This is a genomic window from Leifsonia tongyongensis, from assembly GCF_010686705.1.
Classification (GTDB): Bacteria; Actinomycetota; Actinomycetes; order Actinomycetales; family Microbacteriaceae; genus Diaminobutyricibacter; species Diaminobutyricibacter tongyongensis.
In genome coordinates this window covers 1616141-1627968 of record NZ_JAAGWY010000001.1, presented here as the reverse complement: position 1 = coordinate 1627968, position 11828 = coordinate 1616141, and the positions used below count along the sequence as shown (strand labels likewise).

Sequence of the window (11828 nt, the reverse complement as noted above, 5' to 3'; positions counted from 1 at the left end):
TCGCGCCCCGGATGCGCCCAACCGACAGGAAACCGCCGATGAGCCTCACCCGCCCGCACAACCGCGTCACCTTCAACAAAGTCCCCGAACCGACCTGGGCCTTCTGGGTCATCAAAGTCCTCGCGACGACCGTTGGAGAGACCGCAGCCGACTTCCTGAGTACGACGCTCAACCTCGGCCTGACGAACACGACCATCGTGATGGGCGCACTCCTCGCCGTCGCCCTGGTGTTCCAGTTCCGTTCCCGCGCCTACACGCCTGCGCTGTACTGGGTCGCGGTCGTCCTGATCAGCGTCTTCGGAACACTGATCACCGACAACCTGACCGACAACCTCGGCATCAGCCTGGTCGTCACGACCATCGTCTTCACGATCGCGCTGGCCGCGACGTTCATCGTCTGGTATGCCCGGGAGCGCACCCTCTCCATCCACCAGATCGACTCGACCTCGCGTGAAGGCTTCTACTGGCTGGCCATCCTCTTCACGTTCGCCCTCGGCACCGTCGCGGGCGACCTGCTCGCCGAACAGCTCAACCTCGGCTACCTGGCGTCGGTCGGCGTCTTCGCCGCCGCGATCGGCCTCGTCGCCGTCGCCCACTTCGTGTTCAAGCTCAACGCGATCGCGGCCTTCTGGATCGCGTACGTGCTCACCCGGCCGCTCGGCGCATCCCTCGGCGACCTGCTGTCGCAGGCCAAAGCCGACGGCGGACTCGGACTCGGGACGGTCGGCACGAGCGCAATCTTCCTCGTCGCGATCGTCGGCCTGGTGATCTACCTCAGCGTGGGCGAACGCCGAACGCTGCGCGCAGCCACCGGTGCCCGCGAGGCGCGGATCGGCCAGACGGACACTGTCGGCGCCCACGAGGAGTAGCTCGCGGGGTCTGCCCGCCAGTTCGGGACATCCCCGCCACCTCGACGTGGCGGGCTTGTACCCGGCTGGCGGGCACAGCCGGACCGGCCGTCCGGCTGGCGGGCACAGCCGGACCGGGCGCGGAACCCGCTACCAGGCGGAGGCGGGCGCCTGCACGACCTCGACCGGGCGCGTGCTCCAGTGGGCGCCGTTGGCGTAGTGACTGCTCGACCACGGCGAAGCCCAGATCGCGGCCGCAGTCACGTCGGGTGACGCGCTCGACGCGAACCCGGCGACGATGTCCGGATAGCCGCGCTGCAGGTTCTGCGCCGCATACTTCGCGGCCGTCACCAGGTCGGGGTAGCTGCCGAGGCCCGATCCCCCACCGGAGCCGTACCCGTTGTTCAGGGGGTTGTTGCGGTTCCACCAGTCGGGCGGCCCGTTCTCCTGGCGCATCCATCGCAGCATCACGGTCACGTTGTTGTCGCTCTGCGGCCAGCCGCCGAACATCATGACGAGTTTCGCCCAGTCGGCGTTCGTCGCGTTGGTGGTGAGCGTTTGCACACCGTCGGTGGCGCTGATCTCGTCACGTCGGACCGGCGGTGCGGCGACATGGGCATCGACGAAGAACACCTGCACGGGACCGCCTGCACGGCCCGCGAGTGGCGCCGCCTGGACGGGCCCGACGGGCGAGATCGACAAGCCCGCGACCAGGGCGAGCGCCGTCACTCCCACGCCGATGCGGTGGTGAATGGCCCGTGTGACGATGGCTTTCGACACCGCGATGGGGCGGCCCGCCGAGCGGCGGCCGCGCGTGCGCGTGCGGTATCGGGTCTGCATACCCGTCCGAGGCTAACAAACACTTTCACGAACCGGTATTCGGCGGCCCGCGGGAACAGCTCGGATGTGCCCCCTCTGCGGGCTTTCTGCGACTTCTTTCAGAAAGATAGGATTTGCCAGTTACCCGACTCGAAGAGGAGTTCCGTGAAGCGTCGTCCCCCCGCGGCCGTTTTCTTTCTACCCGTTCTCACCTTTGGCATCTACTGGATCGTCTGGCTCGCACATTCCCGCGGTGAGCTCAACAACCGCTCTGCGGACATCCCGACGACGTGGCTCTACCTCGTGCCGTTCGTCAACATCTGGTGGTTGTGGCGGTTCGCCGCCGGCGTCCGCATCGTGACCGGTCGCAGCGTCGCCGCCCCGTTCGTGCTGCTGCTCCTGCTCGGCAACATCGGAGCGAGCGTCGTGCAGGCCGGCCTCAACAAAGCCGAGGAACCCTACTTCCCGGCGATCGGCGACCTGCAGTACAGTTCCTGACGCAACCACGACCGGCTCAGGCGGGTTCCGGATGCAGTTCCAGCCCCGCTGCTGACGCGATCGCCCGATAGGCCTCGGCAAGGCTTGCGAGCGACTCGTGCGCGTTGAGTCCGCTCGGATTCGGCGCGACCCAGACCTGTGCATCCCCCCAGGCCTCGTCCTGTCTGCCGACCCGTGCATCCGGCCTCCCGAACGCCACGCGGAAGGCAGTGATGCCGAGCACGGCGACGACGGCGGGGCGGATGCGCATCACGCGATCCCGGAGCGCGGTGCCGCCGGCGATGAGCTGATCGCGGGTGAGTTCGTCGGCGCGTGCCGTCGCGGCCGGGACGATGCTCGTGACGCCGATGCCGAGCTCGAGAAGGTATGCCCGATCCTCGGGGCGAAACCCCGCGGACGCGTCGATCACGCGATCGGTGATGCCGGCACGGTAGAGCGCCGGGTAGAAGCGGTTGCCCCGCTTGGCGAAGTGGGCCTGCACGGCGACGGTGAGCAGGCCCGGGTTGATCCCGGCGAACAGGAGTCGCGTGCCCGGGCCGACCAGATCGGGAAGCGTCGCGCCACGAAACGCGAGCAGCTCCTCGCGCGAGAAGGTCACGCCGTCAGCCCTGCCCGCCGATTCAGAGGTCCCTCGTCTGGCCCATGAGGAGCTCGACCCTGAGTCCGTGCCTCGTCGTGACGATCTCCGCCGGGATGCGGAGGGGCTTGTTCGCCCGCTCCAGTCGCCCCAGCGCTTCGACGATCGCCGGCTCGAGCCCGCGGGGGACGGTGCCCACGACGCCGCTGACCCGCCGGCCGAGGAAGAGTCGCAAGTCCATCGGCGCGTCGGTTCGCTCCTCTTCGATGGTGCGCTGGCCGCCGGCGGTGTGGACCTCGGCGCCGTTCTCGTCGAGCGCCGTGCGCAGTTCATCCTGGTAGGGGTCGCTTCCGGCGAGCTGGATGCGCGTCCGGGCGTTTCGCGGGATGAAATCGAACTTGTAGTCGTTGAGCGAGCCACTCCCGCGATCGTTCTTCGGGAAGGCTGTGTCGTTGGCGGGATTCCGCGGGGGCGTCATCCCCCTATTCTCGCAACGCCGCGCCCGCTGCGCACGGACGCCTGCCGACCACCCGCTACCCGCTGAGTGCGATGCGCCTGCTGCGCCACGCGGCGTACTGCGCCCACGGGTCGTCGACACCCTCCTGAAGCGCCGCCACGTGCTCGCTCAGTGCCGGCCCGGTCTCGAACCATTCGGTGCGCGGGATGCGCAACCCCGCGAACTGCGCATGACGTCGCTGCTCGAGCATCCGCCCTCCGAGCTCGAACGCGAGCACCTCGTGGTGCGGGAGTGCGGCGATCCGCTGCCGCGGGTTGTTCGACGTCCCGATCTTGATGCGGTCGCCGAACCGCAGGTAGTAGACGACGTCGACGCGAACGTCGACGACCCCCTGGTCGGGAAGCTCACCGACCCGCCACTCGCAGGTTGCGCAGACCCAGCCCGATGGGTACCGGATGCCGACCCGTCGGCCGCACGCGAGACAGGGCGTCGGCAGAAGGTCGGCGACCCCCACATCCCGGGCCACCCAGTCGTAGGCGGCCAGCAGATGGTTGGTGCACAGGCTGAGCGGGGCCCCGGACTCGACCGGCTCCGGGCAGGGGCGGCCGTCGTCGAGTGTGATCGCGCATCCGCCGCTCGCCTGTTCCCGACCCATGGGGGCACAGTACCCCCCGCGTCCGACGCCGGCATGTTTGGTGACCACCGCCGCAAAGGGTAGCCGCGGACCGGGACATCGACGAGGATGTCGTGCATGTCACCTGCCGACCGGTTCGCCCTGCTCGTCGAGGATTTCGGTTCACTCGAGGGCGTCGTCCCGCCGGGGGCGACCGTCGGCTTCGGGTCGTCGGCACTGCGATTCGAAGGGCGGATCTTCGCGATGCTCGCACATGATCGCCTGGTGCTGAAGCTGCCGTCCTCGCGCGTCGCATCGCTGGTCGCCGACGGCGAGGGCGACCCTTTCGACGCCGGCAAGGGGCGCCCGCTGAAGGAGTGGCTCTCCCTCAGCCCGGACAGCGGTCTCTCGTGGTCCGAGCTCGCGCACGAAGCGCTGGCCTTCGCGCGGCGCTGAGGTTGGCTTACGCTGGCGCCATGATCAGCACGCCGCTGGTGCCCGGACCGCGGCGCATGCGCGCGTTCGGGGCGGCGGCCGCAGCCCTCGCCGCCGCAGCCGCACTCCTGCTGGCCGGTTGCGCACCCGGTTCACCGCTCCCCACGCGATCGGCGACCGCCCATCCGCCTGCCGCACGGCCCACGCCGGGTGCCACGAGCATCCGCCCGCCGGTCACTGTCGCAATACCGGGCGTGAACTCGTGGACCGGCTACCACGCCGACTCGGCGCGGACCGGGGCTGTCGCTGCCCGCGTCCCCGCCAGTCCCGCGACGGCGGCGTGGAGCGCGAACCTGGGCGGCGCGGTCTACGGCCAGCCCGTCGTCGCCGCGGGACGGGTGATCGCGGCCACGGAGACCAACCTGGTCGTCGCCCTCGACCCGGCCACGGGGCGGCTCATATGGTCGGCTTCGCTCGGCCCACCGCTCACGAATGTCGGCGCGGTCGCGGGATGCGGCAACATCGATCCGCTCGGAATCACCAGCACCCCTGTGGTCGACCCGGTGTCCGGCATAGTGTTCGTGGTCGGCGAAGTGAGCACGGGCGGCGGCGCGGTGCACCACCAGCTCGAGGGCTTGCGGGTCGCGACAGGGCAGGTCGTGCTCTCCGAGCCTGTCGATCCACCCCTTCCGGCCGGCGAGAGCCCGGTCAACCTCCTGCAGCGCGCATCCCTGGCGCTCGCCAACGGCCGCATCTACATCGGCTTCGGCGGAAACTACGGCGACTGCGGCGCCTACCACGGATGGGTGGTCGGGGTGAACGAGTCCGGCCCGCCGAACCTGGTCGCGTTCGAAGCGGCACCGGATGGTCAGGGTGGGGCCATCTGGCAGGGAGGTGGCGCACCGGCCGTCGACGCGGCGGGTAACCTCTTCGTCGGCACCGGGAACGCGAACCCCGACCCGCCGCAGGGAGGGCCGGACCCTCTCCGATTCACGGAGAGCGTCGTGAAGCTCTCGCCGACACTTCAGCCCCTGGCCGCGTTCAAGGACCAGACCGCCGGCGGCGACGAAGACCTGGGCACAGGCAATCCTGTGCTGCTGCCCGGCGGCCGGCTCTTCTCCGTCGGCAAGACCGACATCGGCTACGTGCTGTCCCAGTCCAACCTCACCCCCATAGCGGCCATCCACGGAATCTGCGGGAGCGACCCGGACGGCGGGCCGGCCTACGACGCCGCCACGAACCACATCTTCGTGCCGTGCCGGGACGGCGGCATCCAATCGGTCGACCTTGCGAATGGAAGCGTCGGCCCGCTCATGTCCGGCGCCAACAGTGCACCGATCCTGATCGGCGCCACGCTCTGGGCGCCCCAGTATCCCGATGGGACGCTCAGCGAGTACGACGCTCGCACCGGAGCGCTCGTCCAGACGATCAGGGTCGGCTCGTCGGTGCCGAACTTCGCATCCCCCAGCACCGCCCTCGGGCTGCTCGTGCTCGGGACGACGACAGGCGTCGTGGCCTACCGCTGAGCCCGCCCCGGCCCCTCCCCATCCGATTCGGCAGAGAATGCGGGTCCCATCGACGCTGACTCACCCTTTTTGCACAATCGACGCCGTTCAGACGCTGCGCACGAGAATGGGGAGGTGAGCGCAGCAGGAGAATTCGTCGATGCCGCTCTTCAGCGTGAGGGCGACCCCTATCGTGCCGACGACGCGAAGTCGCGACTGGGAAGCGACCTCCGCTTCTACGGCGCATCCGTCGGGGCCGTGCGCGGCACGGTTCGGGATGCGCGCCTCCGGTACCGCGAGCTGGGCCACGATGAGGTCACCGCTCTCAGCTCCGAGCTCTGGGCGGAGCCCGTGTTCGAACGCCGGCTCGCCGCCGTCGTCCTGTTGCAGACGAACCTCTCCCTGCTCGACAATTCGGACCTGACCCGCATCGAAGGGTTCCTGCGGGATGCCTCGACCCCCGCGCTTGCCGATCCGCTGGCCCGGGACGTCATCCGGCCCCTCGTCGACCGACTGAGCGGCGTGGCACAGCAGCGCGCACTCACGGTGATCGCCCGCTGGGCGCACGACGAGAACCCGTGGCTGCGCCGCGCGGCTGACGAGCTCTCGGCCACAAACCCGTCGGGATGAACACCTCACGCGAATGCCGTCCGGCAATAGGATCTGTCCTGTGTCCACTGCCTCAGTGCGAGTTCACCCGTGAGCGACAAGCCTCCGTTCCGCGTCCCGGTCGGAACGGACGCCAATCCGGTGCTCGACCCTGACACGTTCCAGCGGCTTCTCAGCCTGGGCGTCTCTGAAGACGTCGAGCAGGGCATCCATCTCTTCAGCGTCGGCGATTCCGATCCCGACATGTTCGTTGTCGAGTCCGGCCGCGTGAACATCATCCGCGAGGCCACCGTCTCGTCGCCCGAGCGGGTCATGGCGCAGTGGCAGGCTGGCGAGTTCCTCGGTGAATTGAGCATGCTGACGGGCCAGTCGTCGCTGCTGACCGCACTCGTCGTCGAAAGCGGGCGCGTCTGCCGGATCAGCAATGAGACCTTCAAGAAGCTCATGGCGAGCGACGGCTCGCTGTCCGCCCTGCTTCTGGCCACCTTCCGTGCCAGGCGGCGACTGCTTATGGCGGCGGCCGACAAGACGGTCGAGATCCTCGGTTTCGAAGGATCCGGCGCAGCGATGGCTTTGCGGACGTACGCGTCGCGGATGGAGCTCCCGCACCGCTGGCGCGACGTTTCGACGGAAGCAGGACGTGCATCCCTCGACGCTGCCGGGAAGACGGAGTCCGACCTTCCGGTTGTCGTAACCCGCGGCGAGATCCTGGTGAACGCGACGCCACGGCAGCTGTCCGAAGCGGTGGGTCTCTCGTACCGGAGCAAGACCGGCGACCATTTCGACCTGGTCGTCGTCGGAGCCGGTCCGGCCGGGCTCGCTGCAGGGATCTACGGCGCGTCGGAAGGGCTGGCGACCCTCGTCCTCGACGCGATCGCGCCGGGCGGCCAGGCGGCGGCGAGTTCACGAATCGAGAACTATCTCGGCTTCCCGTCCGGTGTGTCGGGCGCCGAGATCACCGAACTCGGAATCGTCCAGGCGCTCAAGTTCGGCGTTCGCATCTCTGCGCCGTCGGAGGTCGCCGCGCTGGTCACGTCGCCCGACCGCACCGAGATCACCCTGGCCGACGGCGAGAGCATCACCACCCGCGCCATCGTCGTGGCGACCGGCGCCCGCTACCGGCGCCTCCCCCTCGACCGGTGGAACGACTTCGAGGGGGGCAGCATCTTCTTCGCTGCGACCGAACTCGAGGGGCGCACCGTTGCCGGGAAGCCGGTGGCAGTCGTGGGCGGTGCGAACTCAGCAGGTCAGGCCGCCATCTACCTGGCGGACCTCGGATGCACGGTCAGCCTGATCGTCCGTGGCACATCGATCACGTCGAAGATGTCGTCGTACCTCGCCGATCGGGTCACGGCTCACGAGCGCATCCACGTCCACACCTCGAGCGACGTGACCGAGCTCCATGGCGAGAGCCAACTCGCGTCCATCACCGTCACGTCCTCGTCGAGCGGGACGACGACCGATGTGCCCGCCACAGCACTGTTCTGTTTCGTCGGAGCCGTTCCGGGGACCTCCTGGCTCCCCAACGTCGAACTCGACGCGAGCGGTTTCCTGCTCACCGACGTGGACCTTCCTGCCGACGCCGGGACCGTCGCCTGGACGGCGCTGGGCCGCCGCCCGCTCGCTTTCGAGACCAGCATCCCCCGGGTGTTCGCCGCCGGCGATGTCCGCCACGGCTCGATGAAGCGGATCGCCGCAGCGGTCGGCGAGGGTGCCAGCGCCGTCGCCTCCGTGCACCGCGCGCTCGCGCCCCAGTGACCGCGGCCGCTGTGCGCGCTACCTCCGTCCGAGCGCACTACTTCCTTCCGAGCGCACTACTACCTTCCGAGCGCACTCGTACGACTTAGTGCGCTCGAAAGTACTTAGTGCGACGCCATCCGGATGCTCGTCCGAGCCTTCAGCCGAGCTCCAGCTGCACACGCAGCATCTCCGCGAGGCCCTCGAGTTCGGCGCGCACCCCGTCGCGCAGCGCGGGCGAGAACGGCTCGTCCTCATGGATGCGGTTGATGCGCAGCAGCGACGACGGCAGGTCGGTGGTCGCATCGATCTTGCCGACGAGCCGATCACCGTCGAGGATCGGCAACGCGTAGAAGCCGAAACGGCGCTGCGCTGCCGGTTTGTAGATGCCGAGCTGGTAGTCGAAGCCGAAGAGGTCGACCATGCGCTTGCGGTCGAAGATGAGGCGGTCGAACGGCGACAGGATCGCGACCCGCCCCTCGAAACCCCGGTCGAGCTGTGCGGGATCCACCCGCCAGACGCCGCGGACGCCCTCGATCACCGCGGCTTCACCCGCCTCGCCGACACCGACCGGCTCGACGGGGGTCTCCTGGCCACGAGCGCGGGCGATGCCCAGCGACCGCAGCCGGCGCGCGTCGCGCTCGCGCACCGCATCCGCTTCGGGCACCGCCGGGTCGTCCGGGTAGACGCGCGCGGCCAGGTCCCACTGTCGTTCGCGCCCGAGACGGCCGGCCACGGCAACCTCGCCGGCGCATTCCATGAGCTCGAGCATCATCGGAACGTTGCGCGTGTCGTTCCACCCGCTCGACTGCCAGGGATTCACGCACGTGTCGGGCAGGTCGCGCGAGAGCATCGGTCCACCGTGCCGCAGCCGCTCAAGGATGTCGCGGCGACACGCGTCGTTCGAACGCAGCCAGTCACCTCGGCGCTGCTCCCAGCCGTGCGCATCCGCCCCCGGCCACGCCGCCATCTCCGCGCGGTAGAGGGCGACGTCGTGCGCTGCCCTGATCATGCTGCGGAGCTCGACGACGACATGCTCGTCGAGCGCACGCTCCAGCTGCTCGGGGCGGTACAGCCGGCCGAGCCGGCTCCAGAGGACGAGATCGGCGCTCGGGGCGACAGCGGCGGTGGGTTCGTACTGGATCACGGTCAGCCGCCGCACGGTGTCGAGCAGATCGACCGGGCGCGCGGCGTCGAACAGTTGTGCGCGCACAGCGATCCTGCGCGCCTCCTGCGGGGTGAGCCGGTGCGGATCCGTCACTCCACCATGTTGCCCGGTACGGCGGAAAAGGCATAGGTCACGATTCGAGAAGCGCCGCGTCAGAGGCCCGCAATAGGCTGAACGCCATGGAGATCGCCGACACCCACGACAGGATCCGCGTGCAGGGCGCTCGCGTCAACAACCTCAAAGACATCAGCGTCGAGCTTCCGAAGCGCAGGCTGACCGTCTTCACCGGTGTCTCGGGTTCGGGCAAGAGTTCGCTGGTGTTCGGCACCATCGCCGCAGAGTCGCAACGGATGATCAACGAGACGTACAGCGCGTTCGTGCAGGGCTTCATGCCGACGCTCGGGCGCCCCGACGTCGACGTGCTCGCGGGGCTGACGACGGCCATCATCGTCGACCAGGAGCGGATGGGCGCGAACGTGCGCTCCACCGTCGGCACCGCCACCGACGCCAACGCGATGCTGCGCATCCTGTTCAGCCGGCTCGGGCAGCCACACATCGGCTCGCCCCAGGCGTTCTCCTTCAATGTCGCTTCGGTCACGGGGTCGGGCGCGATCACCATCGAGAAGGGCGCCGGCACGACCAGGGAACGGCGCGACTTCACCCTGCTCGGCGGAATGTGCCCGCGCTGCGAGGGCATGGGCACGGTGAACGACATCGACCTGACGCAGCTCTTCGACGAGAACAAGTCGCTCGACGAGGGTGCGATCACGGTCCCCGGGTACACCGCGGGCGGATGGAGCAGCCGCCTCTACAAGGAGTCGGGCTTCGTCGACCCCGCCAAGCCGATCCGCGACTATTCCGAGACCGAACTGCACGACTTCCTTCACCATGAGCCGGTCAGGATGAAGATCGCCGGCATCAACATGACGTACGAGGGGCTGATCCCGCGGATCCAGAAGTCGATGCTCGCCAAAGACAAGGAGTCGATGCAGCCCCACATCCGCGCCTTCGTCGACCGGGCGGTCACCTTCACCGCCTGCCCGGACTGCGGCGGCACCCGGCTCAACGAGGGCGCCCGGTCATCGCGCATCCGCGGCATCAACATCGCGGATGCGTGCGCGATGCAGATCAGCGACCTCGCCGAATGGGTGCGCGGCCTCGACGAGCCGTCCGTGGCGCCGCTGCTCGCCAGTCTCCGGCAGAGCCTCGACTCGTTCGTCGAGATCGGGCTCGGCTATCTCTCACTCGACCGGCCGGCCGGCACGCTCTCGGGCGGCGAAGCGCAGCGCACCAAGATCATCCGCCACCTCGGTTCGTCGCTCACCGACGTCACCTACGTCTTCGACGAGCCGTCCATCGGTCTGCACCCGCACGACATCCAGCGGATGAACGAACTCCTGCTGCGCCTGCGCGACAAAGGCAACACGGTGCTGGTCGTCGAGCACAAGCCGGAGATGATCGCCATCGCCGACCACGTCGTCGACCTGGGCCCGGGCGCGGGATCCGCGGGCGGCACCGTCTGCTACGAAGGCACGCTGGACGGACTTCGTGCGAGCGGCACCCTCACCGGTCACCATCTCGACGACCGGGCGACGCTGAAGGATGCGGTGCGCACACCCCACGGCACGCTCGCGATCCGCGGTGCGGCGACGCACAACCTGCAGAACGTCGACGTCGACATCCCGCTGGGCGTGCTCGTCGTCGTCACGGGCGTGGCCGGCTCCGGAAAGAGCTCTCTGGTGCACGGGTCGATCCACGAGAACGAGGGCGTGGTGTCGATCGACCAGGCCGCGATCCGCGGGTCGCGCCGGAGCAATCCGGCTACGTACACCGGGCTGCTCGACCCCATCCGAACGGCTTTCGCGAAGGCCAACGGCGTGAAACCGGCGTTGTTCAGCTCCAACTCGGAGGGCGCCTGCCCGAACTGCAACGGAGCCGGCGTCATCTACACCGACCTCGGCATCATGGCCGGGGTCGAGACCACATGCGAAGTATGCGAAGGCAAGCGATTCCAGGCTTCGGTGCTCGAGTACCACCTGGGGGGCCGCGACATCAGCGAGGTGCTGGCGATGCCGGTGACCGAGGCCGAGGAATTCTTCGGCGCCGGCGACGCGCGGACGCCGGCGGCCCACGCCATCCTGAGCCGGCTCGCCGATGTCGGGCTCGGCTACCTCAGCCTCGGTCAGCCGCTGACCACGCTGTCCGGCGGTGAGCGCCAGCGGCTGAAGCTGGCGACCCACCTGTCGGAGAAGGGCGGTGTCTACATCCTCGACGAGCCGACCACCGGCCTGCATCTCGCCGACGTCGCACAGCTCCTCGGGCTGCTCGATCGACTGGTCGACTCGGGCAAGTCGGTGATCGTCGTCGAACACCACCAGGCGGTCATGGCCCACGCCGACTGGATCATCGACCTCGGGCCGGGCGCGGGCCACGACGGTGGCCGCATCGTCTTCGAGGGCACGCCCGCCGATCTGGTCGCCGCGCGGTCGACTCTCACCGGCCAGCACCTGGCGGCGTACGTCGGCGCGTGACAGCATGTCCGCACGCATTCCGTCCGAGCGC

12 protein-coding genes are annotated in these 11828 nt (G+C 69.0%); 7 read left to right on the top strand and 5 right to left on the bottom strand.

Annotated features, from left to right (window positions below; genetic code table 11):
• The first annotated feature begins 38 nt into the window (after positions 1 to 38).
• A complete protein-coding gene (locus tag G3T36_RS07820; RefSeq protein WP_205245026.1) occupies positions 39 to 869 on the top strand; it encodes a COG4705 family protein in 831 nt (276 codons plus the stop codon).
• Between the two features lie 129 nt (positions 870 to 998).
• On the opposite strand, the gene G3T36_RS07815 is transcribed toward G3T36_RS07820, so the two are convergent.
• Positions 999 to 1688, bottom strand: a complete 690-nt coding sequence (locus G3T36_RS07815; protein WP_163288949.1) for a hypothetical protein — start codon at positions 1686 to 1688, stop codon at positions 999 to 1001.
• A 144-nt stretch (positions 1689 to 1832) separates the two neighbouring features.
• Here G3T36_RS07815 and G3T36_RS07810 point away from each other — a divergent pair, with 144 nt between their 5' ends.
• The gene (locus tag G3T36_RS07810) at positions 1833 to 2165 is read left to right on the top strand and encodes a DUF4234 domain-containing protein (RefSeq protein WP_163288948.1); all 333 of its coding nucleotides are present in this window, start codon (positions 1833 to 1835) and stop codon (positions 2163 to 2165) included.
• A gap of 16 nt (positions 2166 to 2181) precedes the next feature.
• Here the strand turns inward: G3T36_RS07810 and G3T36_RS19805 are convergent, their stop codons facing one another.
• Genes G3T36_RS19805 through G3T36_RS07795 form a run of 3 tightly spaced genes read right to left on the bottom strand, consistent with a single transcriptional unit; the run spans position 2182 to position 3854 of the window.
• On the bottom strand, positions 2182 to 2763 hold the full coding sequence (locus G3T36_RS19805) for a uracil-DNA glycosylase family protein (RefSeq protein WP_163288947.1): 582 nt from the start codon (positions 2761 to 2763) through the stop codon (positions 2182 to 2184).
• A 22-nt stretch (positions 2764 to 2785) separates the two neighbouring features.
• Complete coding sequence (locus tag G3T36_RS19800) at positions 2786 to 3220, bottom strand: hypothetical protein (RefSeq protein ID WP_163288946.1); 435 nt, start codon at positions 3218 to 3220, stop codon at positions 2786 to 2788.
• Positions 3221 to 3275: 55 nt separating this feature from the next.
• On the bottom strand, positions 3276 to 3854 hold the full coding sequence (locus G3T36_RS07795; RefSeq protein ID WP_163288945.1) for a GIY-YIG nuclease family protein: 579 nt from the start codon (positions 3852 to 3854) through the stop codon (positions 3276 to 3278).
• 96 nt (positions 3855 to 3950) lie between these two features.
• On the opposite strand from G3T36_RS07795, the gene G3T36_RS07790 reads away from it, so the two are divergent.
• The 4 genes from G3T36_RS07790 (at position 3951) to G3T36_RS07775 (ending at position 8119) form a co-directional block, all read left to right on the top strand.
• Positions 3951 to 4268: a hypothetical protein gene (locus G3T36_RS07790; protein ID WP_163288944.1), complete on the top strand. Its 318-nt coding sequence runs from the start codon at positions 3951 to 3953 to the stop codon at positions 4266 to 4268.
• A 20-nt stretch (positions 4269 to 4288) separates the two neighbouring features.
• Positions 4289 to 5773, top strand: coding sequence for an outer membrane protein assembly factor BamB family protein (locus G3T36_RS07785; protein ID WP_163288943.1), 1485 nt, complete (start codon positions 4289 to 4291; stop codon positions 5771 to 5773).
• Positions 5774 to 5887: 114 nt separating this feature from the next.
• Positions 5888 to 6382 (top strand): DNA alkylation repair protein, encoded by a 495-nt coding sequence (locus tag G3T36_RS07780; protein WP_163288942.1) that lies wholly within the window; start codon positions 5888 to 5890, stop codon positions 6380 to 6382.
• 69 nt (positions 6383 to 6451) lie between these two features.
• Entirely contained in the window at positions 6452 to 8119 is a 1668-nt protein-coding gene (locus G3T36_RS07775; protein WP_338031498.1) for an FAD-dependent oxidoreductase, read from the top strand.
• A 139-nt stretch (positions 8120 to 8258) separates the two neighbouring features.
• On the opposite strand, the gene G3T36_RS07770 is transcribed toward G3T36_RS07775, so the two are convergent.
• Positions 8259 to 9359: a DNA glycosylase AlkZ-like family protein gene (locus G3T36_RS07770; protein WP_163288941.1), complete on the bottom strand. Its 1101-nt coding sequence runs from the start codon at positions 9357 to 9359 to the stop codon at positions 8259 to 8261.
• Between the two features lie 86 nt (positions 9360 to 9445).
• On the opposite strand from G3T36_RS07770, the gene G3T36_RS07765 reads away from it, so the two are divergent.
• Complete coding sequence (locus tag G3T36_RS07765) at positions 9446 to 11797, top strand: ATP-binding cassette domain-containing protein (RefSeq protein ID WP_163288940.1); 2352 nt, start codon at positions 9446 to 9448, stop codon at positions 11795 to 11797.
• Positions 11798 to 11828: the final 31 nt, after the last annotated feature.

Coding starts and splice junctions, on each gene's coding strand:
- G3T36_RS07820 (WP_205245026.1), top strand. CDS start 39: ATGAGCCTCACCCGCCCGCACAACCGCGTCACCTTCAACAAAGTCCCC.
- G3T36_RS07815 (WP_163288949.1), bottom strand. CDS start 1,688: ATGCAGACCCGATACCGCACGCGCACGCGCGGCCGCCGCTCGGCGGGC.
- G3T36_RS19800 (WP_163288946.1), bottom strand. CDS start 3,220: ATGACGCCCCCGCGGAATCCCGCCAACGACACAGCCTTCCCGAAGAAC.
- G3T36_RS07795 (WP_163288945.1), bottom strand. CDS start 3,854: ATGGGTCGGGAACAGGCGAGCGGCGGATGCGCGATCACACTCGACGAC.
- G3T36_RS07790 (WP_163288944.1), top strand. CDS start 3,951: ATGTCACCTGCCGACCGGTTCGCCCTGCTCGTCGAGGATTTCGGTTCA.
- G3T36_RS07785 (WP_163288943.1), top strand. CDS start 4,289: ATGATCAGCACGCCGCTGGTGCCCGGACCGCGGCGCATGCGCGCGTTC.
- G3T36_RS07765 (WP_163288940.1), top strand. CDS start 9,446: ATGGAGATCGCCGACACCCACGACAGGATCCGCGTGCAGGGCGCTCGC.